This window comes from Tepidibacillus sp. HK-1, assembly GCF_001748485.2.
Classification (GTDB): Bacteria; Bacillota; Bacilli; order Tepidibacillales; family Tepidibacillaceae; genus Tepidibacillus_B; species Tepidibacillus_B infernus.
The window spans coordinates 1-17,808 of record NZ_BDGM02000020.1 but is presented as its reverse complement, the minus strand read 5'-3'; the positions used below and the strand labels follow the sequence as shown (position 1 = coordinate 17,808).

Below are 17,808 nucleotides of genomic sequence, written 5' to 3'. Positions count from 1 at the left end.
TCGTCTCCTACTGTTGCTTTTCTAAAGCAACTTCATTTTTTAATTCCTTTATGAAGTGAAAAATAAACTTTTGGTTAAAAGGTCTTCACCCAACTTTGTATTAGGGAAAATCGTTTGAGTATCCTCTAAAAAATCTTCAGGATTTGTCAAGGATGGGCTAAAATGGGTTAACCAAAGTTCTTTCACTTGTCCATTCTTAGCCAATGTGGCGGCTTCAGAAAAAAGCATATGTTTATGTTCTTCTGCTTTATGAAAATATGCATCCGATCCATACATTCCTTCAGCGATCAACAAGTCTGCATCACGAACAAATTCTATTAGGTCATCAGTTGGCCTTGTATCTGTACAATAAGCGACTTTTAAACCTTTTCTTGGTTCATCTAGTACCATATCTGGTGTAAAATGTTTCCCCTCAAAATAGACCTCCTCTTCCTTCTGTAGTTTTTTCCAGAATTCAAGAGGAACATCATTTTTTTTGGCCTTTTCCGGATTAAATTTTCTCCCACGCTTTACCTCTAAGGTGTATGCTAGGCATGGGATGGTATGCTCAACTGGAAGTGCATGAATGATTAGATGATTGATTTTTACTGTCTGTATTTTATCTAGCGGAAGTTCAATCAGATGAAGTTCATAAGGAAGATTCGGGGCGATCACGGTTAGACCCCTAATTACTTCATTCAACCCTGTTGGTCCTATCAATGTAAGTGGTTCTGTTCTGCCAGAATTTCCAATAGTCAGAAGTAGTCCTGGCAAACCTACTACGTGGTCTGCATGGTAATGAGTAAAACATATGGCTTCAATTGCTTTCAGTCCCCATCCTAACCTTTTTAAAGGAATTTGTGTTCCTTCACCACAATCAATAAGTATCAATTTTCCTAGATAGGAGGCAATCATAGAGGTTAACCATCGGTTTGGAATCGGCATGGTTCCTCCATTGCCTAATAGGCAGATATCTAGCATACTAATCTCCTCTACAAATGGATTTCATTCATTCTTAGTTTTTCTCTTTTTTGAAGAAAAAACCTACCGTTTTGCAGGTAGGTTATACTTAGGCTATCTGTAGTTTGTAAATTGTAGCTCTAAGCCATAGTCATTTCCTTTTAATAGTTGTATGACAGATTGTAAATCATCTCTACTTTTGCCAGATACGCGAATTTGTTCACCCATGATCTGCGCTTGGACTTTGATCTTAGAGTCTTTGATATCTTTTATGATTTTTTTTGCAACATCGGTTTCTATACCTTGTTTTATTTTGATCATTTGGCGAACCGTTCCACCAGATGCCTGCTCTATCTTACCATAGTCTAAGTTTTTAATCGATACTTTGCGATTGATTAACTTGGTTTGAAGAACATCGATTACACTTTTTAACTTATATTCATCATCTGAGACCACTTTGATTTCTTCCCCTTGAAAGCTTACTTCAGATTTGCTATTTTTGAAATCGTAACGTTGAATGATTTCTTTCACTGTTTGATTGATTGCATTATCTACCTCTTGCATATTGACCTCGGAAACAATGTCAAATGAATTATCTTTTGCCATAAATCATCATCCTTTCTACTTGTAACTTTTATCACTCTTATGTACTCTTACATTATACAATAATCACGATTATACGTGGTTTGATTCCCCATCAGAATCTTTTTTCTTTCGTGGACGTGGGCCAAAGTACTGATAATAGTCAACTTTTAAATTCCCATTGTATAGTTTTCTTTTTTTCGTTGCGGGCTTTCCAAACAACATTTCAAACTTTTCATAGGAAGTCAAGATATAATAGGACCATGTATCCAGTTTAGTAAAAACTCTCCCCATGTCTATGTATAATTGCTCAACTTCTCGCCGATCACTTAAACGCTCCCCATAAGGAGGATTGCAGATAATGGCTCCATATTTTTGCTCACTCATTATTTGTCTTACATCCATGCGCTGAAAATGAATCTGTTCATCTACTCCTGCTTCATATGCATTTCTTTTAGCCACTTTCAAAATTTTCCCATCTATATCGCTACCGAGAATCTCTAAAGGGCGATCATATTGTGCCAAATCATGGGTTTCTGCCCTAGCTTGCCGCCAGATGCCTCGGGGAATAATAGGCCAGCTTTCTGAAACAAATTCACGATTCATACCTGGGGCAATATTCTGACCAATTAAAGCTGCTTCAATAGGAATGGTACCTGACCCGCAAAAGGGGTCAATTAAGGGTAAATCAGGATTCCATTTTGTAATTTGGATCAATGCGGCAGCCATGGTTTCTTTCAATGGTGCTGCTCCAATCCAATCTCGATATCCTCTTTTATGCAATCCAGGACCAGACGTATCGATCGTTAGGGTTGCAATATCCTTTAATAAGGCAACTTCCACCTTAAATATAGGCCCATTTTCCTCAAACCACTCCACTTTATATGTTTTTTTCAGGCTTTCAACGATTGCTTTTTTAGTGATGGCTTGTACATCTGGCACACTAAAGAGTTTGGATTTTACAGATTTTCCTTCAACAGGAAATTGTCCGTTTTTCGGAATCCAATCCGCCCAAGGAAGAGACTTTGTTTTCTCAAACAATTCTTCAAATGTCGTTACTTTAAATTCACCGATCTTTAATCGGATACGATCGGAGGTACGCAACCAAAGATTAGTCTTAGCTATTGCTGATAAATCGGTGGTAAATTCAACCTTGCCATTATCTACTTTGACTTCATATCCTAACTTTTTGACTTCGTCTGCTACAACAGCTTCAAGTCCAAAGGTGGAGGTAGCTATTAAGTTCACTTTCTGCATCGTAAAAAAACTCCTTTCACTATTGGAAAGTTTACCCTTTTTTCTGATTGAAATCCAGTGTTTAATTATTTATAGAATCATAAAAAAATTTTTCTAAAAATATTTTACAACAGGAACTTTTTAGTATATAATTTAAATTGACCATTGAACTTAAAAGAATAGTTTAGGATTGAGTAATAAATCGTAACTTCATTAGAAGCGGAGCGAATTTTTTTACGATTCCTACGCTTTTATGAATTACGATTTTTTGTTTTTCCAAAATATTTTTTGAGAACGTGGTTAAATTAATTTTATACAATGTGTATAAGGAAGACTTAGGAGGTTTCACAATGCAAGGTAAAGTAAAATGGTTTAATTCAGAAAAAGGTTTTGGATTCATCGAAGTTGATGGCGGAGACGATGTATTCGTTCACTTCTCAGCAATTCAAGGTGACGGTTTCAAAACATTAGAAGAAGGACAAAAAGTTACATTTGATATCGTTGAAGGTAACCGTGGTCCTCAAGCTGCTAACGTTATTAAGCTATAATTCTTATAGAATATAGAAAATATCAGAAGCGAAAGTCTCTCTTACAACAGAGAGACTTTTTTTTGACCAAATATAACCTTTGTGTGTTAAATTAGTGCTGGCAAACGTTACAAAAGAATGTTTTTCTTGAAGAGACTTCTTCTCTAAGGATTGGATTCCCACAGCGAACACACGGCTCTTCTTCCCGATCGTATACTTTACATCTTGGATCAAATTGTCCTGTGATTTGATCGCCAACGTAAAGGGGATTTTCCATATACCCTCCATAAGCGATCGCTTCTTGTAATACTTCACGTATTCCTTTGAATAGCTTTGATCTTTCTTCTATTGAAAGGTCTTGTATCTGTCTCATAGGCTTGATTTCTGCTGAAAAGCAAATTTCATCAGAATAGCAATTTCCGATACCAGAGATAAAGTGTTGATCCACTAATGAAGTTTTTAAGATACCTCTCTTTTTTTCAATATGTTGAAGAAACTTAGCCTCTGTAAAATCAGAGGCTAAAGGTTCAGGTCCTAATTTTTGTAAGACTTGATTAGCCTCCTCAAAATTTAATAGGTGTAAATACCCTAATCTTAGGCCAATAAAATAAAGATGATGATCTCCAAAGGAAAGACGTACCTGAATAGTTCTTTTCGGTTTTTCTGCTTCTGTTCCATAAAACATCCATCCTCCTAACATAAGGTGTAATAGAAGAACTTTGTTATCGTTTAAATGGAATAGGAGATGTTTAGCACTCCGTTCAATTCTAATCACCTGTTTCCCTTTTACCTCTTCGATAAACTTCACAACGGGTATATTAATGGATTTGGCCCGATTCACTTCGACATTGGTAATTGGTTTTCCGATGATTTTTTCTGTAAGCAATCTTTTATAGGTTTCCATTTCTGGTAGTTCTGGCATACTCATCCCTCATTCATTCAATGTTATTTCTTAATATTATTTACTTTGAATGAGTACTTTACCCTTTAATGGTTGTAAAGAGAGATGTATGATGCCATCATCAATCTTAATCTCTTGCCCTTGCAATAGGTCATAGAGAGAACAGGCCAACCAAGAGTTTTGCTCAGAACAAGTAGAAGGATCAACGAAAGAAGCCAAATTGATTTTGATATCTCTGATTTCGAAAAGGTTTTGGTTAAAGATAACTATCGCTAACTGATGCCCATTCCCCTTCCCCTCACCAAATACATCTTTACCATTTTCAAAGAATCGAAGATAACCGAATACGTCAGGATTTTGGTAGATCGGTGTCCATTGACCTGTCTTAAATACGTCATATTGATGACGATATTGGGTAATAGTTTGATACCATCTAAGTAGTCCAACGTTTTCTTTTCCCCACGGGTAGGTGGCTCGATTTATTGGCTCTTCTCTTCCCTCTAAGCCTACCTCGTCTCCATATAGAATAGTTGGCACACCAGGAAAGGTTATTTGCCATAAGGAGATAAGCTTTAATCGTTTAATCGCTAATTCTTTTTTTTCAGAAATAGAAAGATTTGCTGGTAAGTGATCTTGCAGCAGAGTGAGGATTCGTGGGGTATCATGACTGCCAATGATATTCATTAAACTATAGAAATGGTGTATGGGATAGTTTTCATATAAGCTCATTAAAGCTTGTTTCGTCTGTTGTGAATCTTTTAAGCCTAATATAAATTGAATCATGATGTTTCTTAGAGGATAATTGGTAACAGAATCTAATTCCTCTCCATAAAGGTATTGACGTCTTTTTTCATAACTAATTTTATTTGCTGCATCTTCCCACACTTCGCCAATTAACACAGAGTCAGGGTCAATTTCTTTCATTGTTTGATAAAAATGTTGAATAAATTCATCTGGAAGTTCATCGGCAACATCTAAACGCCACCCTTTTATTCCCATACGTTGCCAGTATTTTAAAACACTATTTTGATCATCAATGATGAAATTTAAATAGGAAGGGTCTAATTCATTCACATTGGGAAGAACTTCAATACCCCACCAGCTTTCATAAGAATGAGGATACTCTTTAAAACGATACCATGAGTAGTAGGGAGAATCTTTGGATTGATAGGCTCCCAAAGAAGGATAATTCCCTTTTTTATTAAAATAGAGGCTGTCACTTCCTGTATGACTAAATACCCCATCTAAAATGATTGAGATGCCCATTTGTTTAGCTTCTTCACATAGTTGCTGAAAGTCTTCTAAATCTCCATACATTGGATCGATCTTATGGTAATCTCCAGTATCGTATTTGTGGTTACTTGGGGATTCAAAAATTGGATTGAAATAGATAACATTGATACCTAATTGATTTAAGTAAGGTAGTTTTTTCTTAACCCCTAACAAGTTTCCGCCAAAAAAATCCCACCTCACTACTTTCCCTTTTTCATCCTTGATATAGATCGGGGTATTTTCCCAATGAGAATGAATTAAGCTATTCTTTTTAGGGTTTAGAATTTTCCCTTCTGGATGGCCATTACAAAAACGATCGACAAATATTTGGTAGATGATCGCTTCTTTAAACCATTGTGGTGGAACAAACTTTTGGGAATAGACCGTGATCTGATACGCTGGCGGAATCTCCTGAGTGATTTCCCCGATTCCCCCGTAATGGTTTTTATTATTTCCATAATAAAAAGTTTTCCCTTCTACTAAAACGCGAAAATGGTACCAAAGAAGTCCAGGTTGTTCAGGTGTTTTTATTTTTCCTTGATACCATCGATTATTTGCATTCGTCTGAATAAGGTTCATCAATTGTACCTTCATTTTTTTTTCTGATTCTTGCCAAACGTAAAGGATTACTTCATCAGGTTTTACAGAACTATTGATCCTCAAATGCAAAATAATTTCTTTGTTACAAGCTACAGCACCAAATGGTTTCCGATAAGATGGATGATAAGAATGATGATAGATCCATTCTTCTGCCAAGGTTTCACCCCCAGTCTTCCTATCTAGCTATGGTCGAATCATGACCCGATGGATTCCCCAAATTCCTGAGGAGTATTCAGAAATGGTTCGATCAGATGCGAATTTACCTGAGTGAGCGATATTGATGATACTTTTTTTCATCCAACTGCTTCTACTTTTATATGCCTGATCTATCTTTTTTTGTATTTCGGCATAGGAAGAAAAATCTTTTAAGACAAAAAATTCATCATGATCAAGTAGGCTGTAATAAATGGGTTTAAAGTCTACATCTCCTTTTGCAAAAAATCCATTGATCATTTGCTCAAAAATGGTACGAATCCGCTGATCCTGATTATATAAATCACGGGCCTGATAGTCTCTAAATTGATAATGACGTAAGACATCATTTGGCTTCAACCCAAACATAAAAATATTCTCATCACCTACTTCTTCCTTCATCTCTATGTTGGCTCCGTCATAGGTGCCAAGAGTAATGGCCCCATTCATCATAAACTTCATATTCCCTGTTCCTGAAGCTTCTTTACTCGCTGTTGAAATTTGTTCACTGATATCTGCAGCAGGAATCACTTTTTCTGCTAAAGATACACCATAGTTTTCAAGAAAAACCACCTTGATTTTATCGTTCACCCTTCGATCTTGATTCACCACATCTGCCACACTATTGATCAATTTAATTACGTTTTTAGCTAAATGATAGCTTGGAGCTGCTTTTCCTCCAAAGATAAATGTCCTAGGGTGTATAGAAAGGTTAGGATTTTCTTGTAAGCGATTGTATAGGTCAATGACATGAAAGATATTAAGGAGTTGGCGTTTATACGCATGCATTCGTTTGATCTGCACATCAAAGATAGAGGTAGGATCGACAACTAATCCAGATTTTTCTTTAATCCAATTGGCTAGGTGTTGTTTGTTCCTTTGTTTGATAGAAAAAACTTGTTCTTGAAAAGACTCATCTAATACGAAACGAAGAAGATAAATTAAATCAGTAGGATGTTCAATCCAACTACGTCCTATTCGTTTCGTAATGGATTCTGCTAAGAAGGGATTAGCGATTAGTAGCCATCGACGATGGGAAATCCCGTTTGTCTTATTATTAAATTTGTAAGGTGTATGATGATAAAATTTGTCCATTACTTGTTTTTTTAATATCTCTGTATGAACCTTCGAAACCCCATTTACGCTATAGCTGCCTACAATTGCGAGATGGCCCATCTTTACAAAACCGTCAGCAAGGATCGCCATTTGATGAATTCTTTCCCAATCTTCGGGATACTTGTTCCATAGCTCATGACAATAGCGCTGGTTGATTTCTTCAATAATCATATAGATTCTTGGTAACAAAGTTTTAAAAAGCTCAATCGGCCATTTTTCTAATGCTTCAGAAAGGGTTGTATGATTGGTATAAGAGATCGTATTTGTGGTGATATGCCATGCTTCATCCCAACCTAGTCCTTCACCATCCATCAGAATTCTCATCAATTCTGGAATGGCAAGAACTGGATGCGTGTCATTAATATGGATGGCAATCTTATTGGGTAGATCTACTAAATGATGATGCTTATTTTTAAATCTACGAATAATACTTTGTATTCCAGCGGAGACCATAAAATATTGTTGTTTTAAACGAAGAATTTTCCCTTCAACAAAGGTATCATCAGGATAAAGGTATTCAGAGATCGCTTCTGTTGATCGCTTGTAATCAATCATTTTATGATAGTCTTTGTGATTGAGTAAGTGAAAATCAAAATCTTTAATTGCTGATTCAGCACTCCATAATCGTAATGTGTTCACTGTATTATTATTATAGCCAACAATAGGAATGTCATATGGAACTGCTAGGACAGGTTCATATTGTTGATGGTGAAAAATAAGTCTTCCGTCTTTTTCTTCAGCCCAAACCTTTCCTCCAAACCGGACTTCTACTGCTCTGTCAAACTTGCGTATTTCCCAAACATTTCCTTCCCGTAACCAAAAATCAGGTAATTCTACTTGATACCCATCTACGATTTTTTGTTCAAATAGGCCATATTGATAACGGATTCCACAACCATGACCAGGTAATTGTAGTGATGCTAAGGAGTCTAAGAAATCAGCGGCTAGTCTTCCTAGTCCTCCATTTCCTAATCCTGGCTCAGGTTCTTCTTTTTCTAAAGTTTCTAGGTCAATGTCTAATTCCTCAAGTCCTTGTTTACAAACTTCACGAATTCCTAAATGTATTAAATTGCTCTTTAGAAGTTTCCCGATTAAGAATTCCATAGAAAAATAGTAAACTTGTTTATCACATTTTTCCCTATATTGTGTATTTGTTGCGATCAAGTTTTTACTAATATATTCTCGAACCATACTACCTAATGTTTTATATTTATCCGAATCAGTTGCATCTTCTAAGGTTTTGCCATGCATGTTTTCTAATCTTTCCAGAAATGCATGCTTAAAGACCTCTTTATTTGTAAACATTTTTTCAACCCCTATCTCTGAAGCACAAGTTGATATAAACTTACATATTCTTCTGCCGACTTCTTCCAAGTGAAATCAGAAGCCTTTATGTTCTCTTTAATCTTATTCCAAAGTGGTGGTTGATGATAAATAGAAAGAGCTCGTTTAATGGTATAAAGCATATCGTGAGCATTATAATGGGTAAAGCTAAAACCGTTTCCCTCCCCATTATATTCATTAAAGGATTGAACAGTATCTTTAAGTCCACCAGTTTCCCTTACAATGGGTATCGCACCATAATGAAGAGCAATGAGTTGGCTTAAGCCACAAGGTTCGAATAATGAAGGCATTAAAAATAAATCGGATGCGGCATAAATCATATGAGAAAAGGGTTCATCAAAGGTAATATGGACAGAAAGTTTTTTAGGGTAACGGTTGGAAGCTTCGAGAAAGATTTGCTCGTATTTCTGCTCCCCTGTGCCTAATACGACAAACTGGAGATTCTGTTGAAGTATTTCATCCAAAACATGGACGACTAGGTCTATCCCTTTTTGAGAGACAAGTCTAGAAATGAGTGAAATCATTGGAATATGGGGATCTGTAGGTAAACGTAACATCTCTTGTAATTTGACTTTGTTTTCTTGTTTGCTTTGTTGTCGAGGGAAACGCTCTACATCTATTCCATTGATGATGCCATATAGATCCTGGTTTCTATTTCGCAAAAGTCCATCTAGCCCCTCGCCAAAAAAAGGATATTGAATTTCTTTTGCATAGGTTTCACTAACGGTAGTAATCAAATTGGCATAATTAAGGCCAGCCTTCATAAAGTTTACTCTTCCGTAATATTCAATTCCATCAACGCTAAATTCAGGGTCTGATGGATCAATATCCAATAAATCTTTTAAGATATCCTGTTGAAAAATTCCTTGATATTTTAAATTGTGGATGGTAAATATCGTACGAATCTTCATGTAATCATCATGGTTTACATAGTGAGTTTTTAAAAATAAAGGAATTAACGCAGTTTGCCAATCGTTGAGATGTAAAATCTCAGGTTGAAATTGAAGGTATGGTAAAGATTCTAAAACAGCTTGACTAAAAAAAGTAAATCGTTCTGCTTCATCAAAGGAATCACCATATCCATATATGCTCTCACGGTAAAAATAATTCTGGTTATCAATAAAATAAAAAGGAACGCCATCCTCTTCAAGATGTTCAATTCCACAATAAAGATTTCGCCATCCTAATTGAAGATTAAAATGAGTAAGATGGATCATTTTTTCTCTGTAATGATTAGGAATTGCCTTATATTTTGGTAGGATTACCCTTGCATCTATTCCTAGTTTTCTTAGTTCTTTAGGGAGGGAGCCGATTACATCTGCCAAACCACCTGTTTTAATAAAGGGAACACATTCGGAAGCGATAAATAATACCTTCATCTTTATCAACCTTTCTTCTTTAAACGGTCATCCTTTTTCCAACCACGATTGGAGATTCCACGTTTCCTTTTAAATGTTGCCCCATTGTTACCCTTACTTCTTTGTCCAAAATAACATTTTCTAACCTAGCATTTTCGCCAATTTCACACTTTTGTAGAATAATACTATTTTTGATCTGAGCGCCTTTATGAACTTTTACACCTCTAAACAAAATGCTATTTTCAATTGTTCCTTCAATGACACAACCATTGGCGACGATCGTATTAGTTACGTTAGACTCTCTAAGGTATTTGGTTGGAGGTTCATTTTTTACTTTTGTACTAATTTGATGCGGTTCAAAGAACAGACTTTTCCATAACTGTGGATTTAATAGATCCATATTACGTTGATGGTAGGTCTGAATTGAATCAATATTTGCTAAATATCCTTGATAAGGATAACCATATACCTGTAATTGAGATAAATTTCGGCCAATTCCATCAATTATTAGATGGTAAAGCCCTTTCTCTATGTTAGATTTAATAAGGTCTAAAAGAAGGGATTTTTCTAGGATTATTACTTCCATAAATACTTTATTAGAGGGTTCAAAGGAAAGTAGGCGGTTCTGTTCATTGACTTGAATCCTTCTGCAATTCTTAAATTCGTCGATCTCATTTTCTATTTCTTTATACAGAATCGTTATATCTGCTCCTACTTTTTGATGAAATTCAAATGCAGAACGATAATCCATATTAAAAATAAGATGGCCATTGGAAAGCAAGACGTAGTCTTGCTTTCCACGATAAAAGTAATCTAAGTGTTCGTAAAAATATTGTAAATCTCCCTTCAACTGATCTGATAATTGATTAAAGGGTGGCAGCAGATATAAGCCACCCCGATTTCGATCTAAATCCCAGTCCTTTCCTTTTCCTAAATGGTCCATGAGTGCGCGATACTTGCCCTTTGTAAATATAGCTACATCATTTATTCCCGAATTAACCATATTAGATAAAGGAAAATCAATGAGACGATAGCGCCCACCAAAAGGCACTGCAGATAAATGGCGATGTAAGGTAAGTTCTTTTAACCCTTCTTTTTCGTCAACTAAGTTAATAACTCCCATGACATTTTCCATTCTTATTTCTCCTTCTTTCACTTAATAGTTGGAACTTACCAGTTTTTCATTTATTTTATTATAAATAATCGTTTGTTCCTCAATTAAGGTAATGTCACCGTTTATCGTTCCAATGTTGGAGCCTGCTTTAATGATCGTTCCTTCACCAATAATTGACTTTTGAATCACTACATTGCCCTCAATGATCACATTTGGCATGATCACTGAGTCTTTGATGATACTTCCTTTCCCCACCTGAACACCATGAAAAAGTACAGAATGTTCGATCTGACCATAAATTGAACAACCTTCATTGATTAGGGAACAATGGACTTGAGCGTTTGGAGCAATATATTGAGGGGGTTGGTAAGAATTGACTGAATAAATTCGCCATTGGTAATCGTATAAATCTAGTTCGGGTTGATCCTTAATCAAATCCATATTAGCCTTCCACAAACTCTCGATGGTTCCAACATCCCGCCAATACCCTTTATAAGGATATGCAAACATCTTCCGACCTTCTTTAAGCATCATTGGAATCACATCTTTACCAAAATCATGAGTAGAACCATGGAGCTGTTCATCTTTTAATAAAGCTTCTTTCAATACATTCCAATTGAAAATATAAATGCCCATAGAGGCTAAATTATTTTTGGGAACTTGTGGTTTTTCTTCAAATTCTGTAATCCTTAGTTGCCTATCTGTATTCATAATGCCAAATCGACTTGCTTCGTCCCAAGGTACTTCGATTACGGCAATCGTTGCATCTGCACCTTTTTCAATATGATTCTTTAACATATGTTGGTAATTCATTTTGTAGATATGGTCACCGGAAAGAATGAGAACATATTCAGATTGAAATTGATCAATATAGGCTATATTTTGATAGATAGAATTAGCTGTCCCTTTATACCACTTAGCTCCATTCTTTTCCATATAAGGTGGAAGCACTGTAACCCCACCATCTCTCCGATCCAGATCCCATGAACTTCCGATTCCAATATAGGAATGTAATACGAGGGGTTCATATTGGGTAAGCACACCAACTGTATCGATTCCAGAGTTTGCACAATTACTTAAAGCAAAATCAATGATGCGATATTTACCTCCAAACAAAACGGCAGGTTTGGCCAGATTTTTTGTTAATAGTCCTAATCTTTTTCCTTCGCCCCCGGCTAGAAGCATTGCAATACACTCTTTTTTTCGCATCATTCATTCCCCTTTTCCCTTCCAAATTTATTCGTTTAAACATCACTGTTGCCAGTGGTGGAATTTTTATCACTAAATGATAAGGTTGGTTATGCCACTTTTCTTTTACTGCCTGTATAGGTTTAAAATTACCCTTACCAGAGCCACCATATTTATCATGATCACTATTCCATACCTCAACATACTCACCGAGATGTGGAACTCCAATTCGGTAATGATCATAATAGGATGGTGTAAAATTACAAACAATGATCAATTCAATTTGAGCTTGATCTTTACGCATAAAGGTAATGATACTTTGATTGGTATCATGGGGATCAATCCACTCAAAACCCATTGGATGATGATCAAGCTGCCAAAGGATTGGTTCTTCTTTGTAAAAATGGTTTAAATCTTTTACATATTGCTTTAATTTACAATGTAGATCGTAGTCAATTAGATTCCAATCCACTTCAGTTTCATCTTTCCACTCATCAAACTGACCTAGTTCACCCCCCATAAAGAGAAGCTTTTTCCCAGGATGAGCGATCATATAGCCATAAAACAATCTTAATCCTGCAAATTTCTGCCAATAATCGCCAAATATTTTATTCAGCATAGATCTTTTCCCATGTACCACTTCGTCGTGTGATAAAGGAAGAACAAAATTTTCTGAAAAGGTATAAAAAAATGAGAAGGTTAATAAATGATGATGGTACTTACGATAAATAGGATCAAGTTCCATATACTTTAGCATGTCATTCATCCAACCCATATTCCATTTAAAGTTAAACCCTAATCCACCAAGATAGGTTGGTGAGGTCACTAATGGCCAGGAAGTCGATTCTTCAGCAATCATCAATGCATTTGGATAATAACGAAACACAACTTCATTCAGCTTTTTTAAAAAAGCTATAGCTTCCAGATTTTCTCTTCCTCCATATTGGTTTGGTTCCCATTCCCCATCTCTTTTACCAAAATCCAAATAGAGCATACTAGCTACAGCATCAACTCTTAGTCCATCAATATGAAAGATGTCCAGCAAAAATATTGCATTTGAGATCAGAAAGCTTTGTACTTCAGGTTTTCCAAGGTCAAAGCCTAAAGTCCCCCAATCCGTTTTTTCTGCTCTATTAGGATTTTCATACTCATATAAGGGGGTTCCATCAAATCTCATAAGTCCATGTTCATCTTTGCAAAAATGACCTGGCACCCAATCAAGGATCACCCCAATTCCTTTTTGATGACACTGATCTACAAAATACATAAAATCATGAGGTGTACCAAATCGACTCGTGATAGAGTAATAACCGGTTCCTTGATAGCCCCATGAGCGATCAAATGGGTGCTCATTCAGTGGTAAAATTTCAATATGGGTATAGCCCATATCAACTACATAAGATATCAATTCATTTGCTAATTCTCGATAGGTATAAAAACTGCCATCCTTTTTTTTTTTCCAAGATCCAAAGTGTACCTCATAAATATTAAGGGGATTGTTGTACACACTTTTTATTTGAGTTTGCCAATCTTGATCATGCCATATATAGCCATGCAAATCATAAATAATAGATGCAGTATTGGGTCGTAATTCTGAATAAAAAGCATAGGGATCTGCTTTAAGAAGGGTTTTCCCTTGATCCGTTTTAATCTCGTATTTGTATAATGTACCTTCCCCTAGCTCTGGAATAAACAATTCCCAGATACCTGTGTCTTTCACCCTCTTCATTCGATGAGCGTTCCCATTCCATTGGTTAAAATCCCCAACTACACTTACAGCTCTTGCATGTGGTGCCCAAATAGAGAATCTAACGCTTATTCTTCCTTCTTGTTCTTTTCGGTGAGCTCCTAATAACTGATAACTGTGAAATAGGTTCCCTTCATGAAAAAGATAGAGATCGTGTTCGGTCATTTATTTCAACCCTTTCAGCTCATTTCATAGTAACGAGGTGCAGTGCTAGATTTATGTTTACAGAATTTATGAATATGATAATAAGACAATAAATAGAACCTATTAGATTTTTAAACACAAAAAAACCTCTACTGGAAATATCCGTAGAGGTGTATGGGGCTGGGGTTTGTTATATTGAAAGCGTAAATTGCGCTTCTTCTGTTGAACCTTTTAAAGCAGCTGTTGATGCCTTTCCGCTAGTAATAGTCATTGTTACTTCATCAAAGTAACCTGCCCCAACTTCCCTTTGATGACGAGTTGCGGTGTATCCATGTCGTTCGCTCTCGAATTCTTTTTGTTGAAAATCTGAGTAGGCAGCCATTCCTCGTTCTCTATAATCTCGTGCTAATTCAAACATACTATGATTTAAAGAGTGGAAACCTGCGAGTGTCACAAATTGAAATTTATAACCCATTTTCCCAAGCTCATCTTGGAACTCGGCAATCGTCTTTTCATCTAATTTCATTTTCCAATTAAATGAAGGGGAACAATTATAAGCTAATAGCTTATTTGGATATTTTTCGTGGATCGCCTCAGCAAAACGCCTTGCCTCTTCAACATTTGGTTCAGCTGTTTCTACCCATACTAAATCAGCATAAGGAGCAAAAGCTAATCCTCTAGCAATTGCCATCTCTAGTCCACCAGTAATTCGGTAAAAACCTTCTTCTGTTCTTTCCCCTGTAATAAAATGCTGATCCTGATCATCGATGTCACTAGTAATGAGTTGTGCTCCATTTGCATCTGTCCTTGCTATAATCACCGTGGGTACCCCCATGATATCGGCAGCTAATCTCGCTGATATTAAATTACGAATAGCCGTTTGCGTAGGAACAAGGACTTTGCCACCCATGTGACCGCATTTCTTCTCAGATGATAATTGATCTTCAAGGTGAACACCTGCAGCACCTGCTTCTATCATCGCCTTTGTTAATTCAAAGACATTTAAATGGCCACCAAAGCCTGACTCTGCATCTGCAACGATCGGAGCATACCAATCAATCCCATCTTTTCCCTCCGAATGATAAATTTGATCTGCTCTTTGAAAAGCTTGATTGATTCGCTTTACAACATGGGGTACACTATTCGCAGGATATAAACTTTGGTCAGGATACATCTGTCCGCTTAGGTTGGCATCTGCAGCCACTTGCCATCCACTTAAATAAATCGCTTGTAAACCCGCTTTAACCTGTTGTACTGCCTGATTTCCCGTTAAAGCTCCTAAAGCTTTAATATGATCTTTAGCATGTAGTAAATTCCATAACCGTTCCGCACCTCGTTTTGCTAAAGTATATTCAATCTGTACTGATCCTCTTAACCGAATCACATCTTTCGCTGTATAAGTTCTTGTTATTCCTTGCCATCTAGGATCTTCTTGCCAACTTTTTTGTAATTGATTGATTTCCTCCAGATTTCTCATTGTTCCCATCCTCTTTTCTATAAGTAATGATAACCAGGTAATGTTAAAAATTCTACAAATTCATGACTTAGTGATAAATGTTTAAACAAATCACTTGCTAACTGATATTTCCCTATTTCATATTGATCATGGCCAACCATGATCTTAATTTTTTCTAATTCTTCTTCAAGGAATTGGTCGAACAACTTTACGTTCACTTTTCTTCCATCATGCAAGATTCCATTCGGATTGTGAAGCCATTGCCAAACCTGTGCTCGGGAAATTTCTGCTGTTGCAGCATCTTCCATCAAATGATAAATTGGGACAGCCCCTTTTCCGCGTAACCAAGATTCAAGGTATTGGACACCGACACTAATATTGGTTCGTAGTCCCTGTTCAGTAATATGGCCTTCTGGCACTTGAAGAAGATCTTCAGCTGTGATTTGGATATCCTCTAATTTCTTTTCAATTTGATTAGGTTGAGGCATGAAGTGATTAAACACCTCTAGTGCAACTGGAACTAATCCTGGATGGGCTACCCATGTTCCATCATGACCATCTCTTGCCTCTCGTTCTTTATCTATACGAACTTTCGCAAATGCATCTTCATTGATTTGAGGGTTATCTTTCACTGGAATATTGGCTGCCATTCCCCCGATGGCATGAGCATTACGACGGTGGCTAGTTTTAATAGCTAGTAATGAATAGGAACGCATAAAAGGAACTGTCATGGTGACAACACTACGATCTGGTAGAATAAAGTCTGGTTTGTTGCGAAATTTCTTGATAAAGCTAAAAATATAATCCCATCTACCACAGTTAAGACCAGCAGAATGTTCTCGTAATTCATATAAGATTTCATCCATTTCAAACGCAGCAAAAATCGTTTCGATCAGTACAGTTGCTTTGATCGTTCCCAACGGAATTCCCAACTTTCGTTGTGAAAAAATGAACACATCATTCCAAAGACGTGCTTCTAAATGGCTCTCAAGTTTAGGTAGATAAAAATAGGGGCCACTCCCATTAGCGATCAATTGTTTGGCATTATGAAAAAAATAAAGACCAAAATCAAATAAACTAGCTGAGATCGGTTTGCCATCGAATAATACATGTTTTTCTTCAAGGTGCCATCCTCTTGGGCGAACAAATAACGTAGCAACTTTTTCGTTTAATTGATAATGTTTACCATCTGGGCTGTCATACGTGATCGTACGGTTAATCGCATCTCGAAGATTCACTTGTCCTTGTATCATGTTATTCCAACTGGGAGAATTGGCATCTTCAAAATCTGCCATAAAGACATTCGCACCTGAGTTCAATGCATTGATCATCATTTTACGATCAACTGGTCCAGTAATTTCTACCCGACGATCTTGAAGATGATCTGGTACAAGTGCAATCGTCCAATCACTATTACGAATCGATTCTGTTTCTGGTAGAAATGCAGGCATTACACCATTGTTAATCTGCTCCTGTCTTTCTTCTCTTCTCCGTAAAAGCTTTTCTCTTCTAGCTGAAAATTGTTGCACCAATGATTCAACAAAATCAAGTGCTTCCTCTGTTAAAATTTGTGTAAAATCTGGACTGATTTCTCCAATCACTTGAAGCTTTGTCATTTTTGATAATCTCCTCTCTGTTATATTTGTTATATTACAATAGATCATTATGTTAGTGTTATTATATAACAGATAAAACAAAAAAGGAACAATTTATTTCTAAATTTTTAGATAATATTTTATGAACTAAAAAGACTCAAAGCACATATACGCTTTGAGTCACTTTTGTGGCTTTCAAACTGTACCCACTAAACCATTTATCTATAAAGGATAAGAAAACGAATGTAATAGCTAATGGGTAAATTGCGATAAGTAAAGTACAAATAACATCAAATAACGGAAAATTAAATGCAATAAGCAAAAGAATCAATTTCATATTTGAAAAGCCTTAACCCGTAAGGGTTTAAATGTATAAAAAAAAGGAGTACCTCCCCAAAATCTCGAATTAAATAAGTACGAACAAATTTTAAGAGATTGGAGGTGACTCCCTATGCCTATTATACGTCAAGGAGGTCTATTTGGACTACAAGAATTAT

The 17,808-nt window shown here is 36.2% G+C and carries 13 protein-coding genes; 1 reads left to right on the top strand and 12 read right to left on the bottom strand.

The window, feature by feature from the left end; translation table 11 throughout:
• Positions 1-48 precede the first annotated feature (48 nt).
• From BEN26_RS10795 to BEN26_RS10785, 3 genes are all read right to left on the bottom strand, one after another.
• On the bottom strand, positions 49-960 hold the full coding sequence (locus tag BEN26_RS10795) for a ribonuclease Z (RefSeq protein WP_069800092.1): 912 nt from the start codon (positions 958-960) through the stop codon (positions 49-51).
• A gap of 93 nt (positions 961-1,053) precedes the next feature.
• Positions 1,054-1,545, bottom strand: a complete 492-nt coding sequence (locus tag BEN26_RS10790) for a YajQ family cyclic di-GMP-binding protein (protein ID WP_069800094.1) — start codon at positions 1,543-1,545, stop codon at positions 1,054-1,056.
• Between the two features lie 69 nt (positions 1,546-1,614).
• Positions 1,615-2,778 carry a THUMP domain-containing class I SAM-dependent RNA methyltransferase gene (locus BEN26_RS10785; RefSeq protein WP_069800096.1) on the bottom strand — a complete coding sequence of 388 codons (1,164 nt, stop codon included), beginning with the start codon at positions 2,776-2,778 and terminating at the stop codon, positions 1,615-1,617.
• A gap of 329 nt (positions 2,779-3,107) precedes the next feature.
• Between BEN26_RS10785 and cspD the strand changes: the two genes are divergently transcribed.
• On the top strand, positions 3,108-3,305 hold the full coding sequence (gene cspD / locus BEN26_RS10780; RefSeq protein ID WP_068724189.1) for a cold-shock protein CspD: 198 nt from the start codon (positions 3,108-3,110) through the stop codon (positions 3,303-3,305).
• A gap of 91 nt (positions 3,306-3,396) precedes the next feature.
• Here the strand turns inward: cspD and mutM are convergent, their stop codons facing one another.
• The 9 genes from mutM to aceB all read right to left on the bottom strand — a co-directional run bounded on the left by mutM (position 3,397) and on the right by aceB (position 17,332).
• Positions 3,397-4,206, bottom strand: a complete 810-nt coding sequence (mutM, locus tag BEN26_RS10775; protein ID WP_069800098.1) for a bifunctional DNA-formamidopyrimidine glycosylase/DNA-(apurinic or apyrimidinic site) lyase — start codon at positions 4,204-4,206, stop codon at positions 3,397-3,399.
• 36 nt (positions 4,207-4,242) lie between these two features.
• Entirely contained in the window at positions 4,243-6,213 is a 1,971-nt protein-coding gene (locus BEN26_RS10770) for a glycoside hydrolase family 13 protein (protein WP_069800100.1), read from the bottom strand.
• Positions 6,214-6,240: 27 nt separating this feature from the next.
• Positions 6,241-8,670 carry a glycogen/starch/alpha-glucan phosphorylase gene (locus BEN26_RS10765; protein WP_069800102.1) on the bottom strand — a complete coding sequence of 810 codons (2,430 nt, stop codon included), beginning with the start codon at positions 8,668-8,670 and terminating at the stop codon, positions 6,241-6,243.
• Positions 8,671-8,681: 11 nt separating this feature from the next.
• On the bottom strand, positions 8,682-10,088 hold the full coding sequence (gene glgA / locus BEN26_RS10760; RefSeq protein WP_069800103.1) for a glycogen synthase GlgA: 1,407 nt from the start codon (positions 10,086-10,088) through the stop codon (positions 8,682-8,684).
• A gap of 19 nt (positions 10,089-10,107) precedes the next feature.
• On the bottom strand, positions 10,108-11,202 hold the full coding sequence (gene glgD / locus BEN26_RS10755) for a glucose-1-phosphate adenylyltransferase subunit GlgD (RefSeq protein WP_069800105.1): 1,095 nt from the start codon (positions 11,200-11,202) through the stop codon (positions 10,108-10,110).
• 21 nt (positions 11,203-11,223) lie between these two features.
• Positions 11,224-12,390: a glucose-1-phosphate adenylyltransferase gene (locus BEN26_RS10750; RefSeq protein ID WP_069800107.1), complete on the bottom strand. Its 1,167-nt coding sequence runs from the start codon at positions 12,388-12,390 to the stop codon at positions 11,224-11,226.
• Positions 12,284-14,281, bottom strand: a complete 1,998-nt coding sequence (gene glgB, locus BEN26_RS10745) for a 1,4-alpha-glucan branching protein GlgB (protein WP_181482274.1) — start codon at positions 14,279-14,281, stop codon at positions 12,284-12,286. The genes BEN26_RS10750 and glgB overlap by 107 nt, the downstream gene beginning before the upstream one ends.
• 169 nt (positions 14,282-14,450) lie before the next feature.
• Positions 14,451-15,737: an isocitrate lyase gene (aceA, locus tag BEN26_RS10740; RefSeq protein ID WP_068724200.1), complete on the bottom strand. Its 1,287-nt coding sequence runs from the start codon at positions 15,735-15,737 to the stop codon at positions 14,451-14,453.
• A gap of 17 nt (positions 15,738-15,754) precedes the next feature.
• The gene (gene aceB, locus BEN26_RS10735) at positions 15,755-17,332 is read right to left on the bottom strand and encodes a malate synthase A (RefSeq protein ID WP_069800110.1); all 1,578 of its coding nucleotides are present in this window, start codon (positions 17,330-17,332) and stop codon (positions 15,755-15,757) included.
• Positions 17,333-17,808 lie beyond the last annotated feature (476 nt).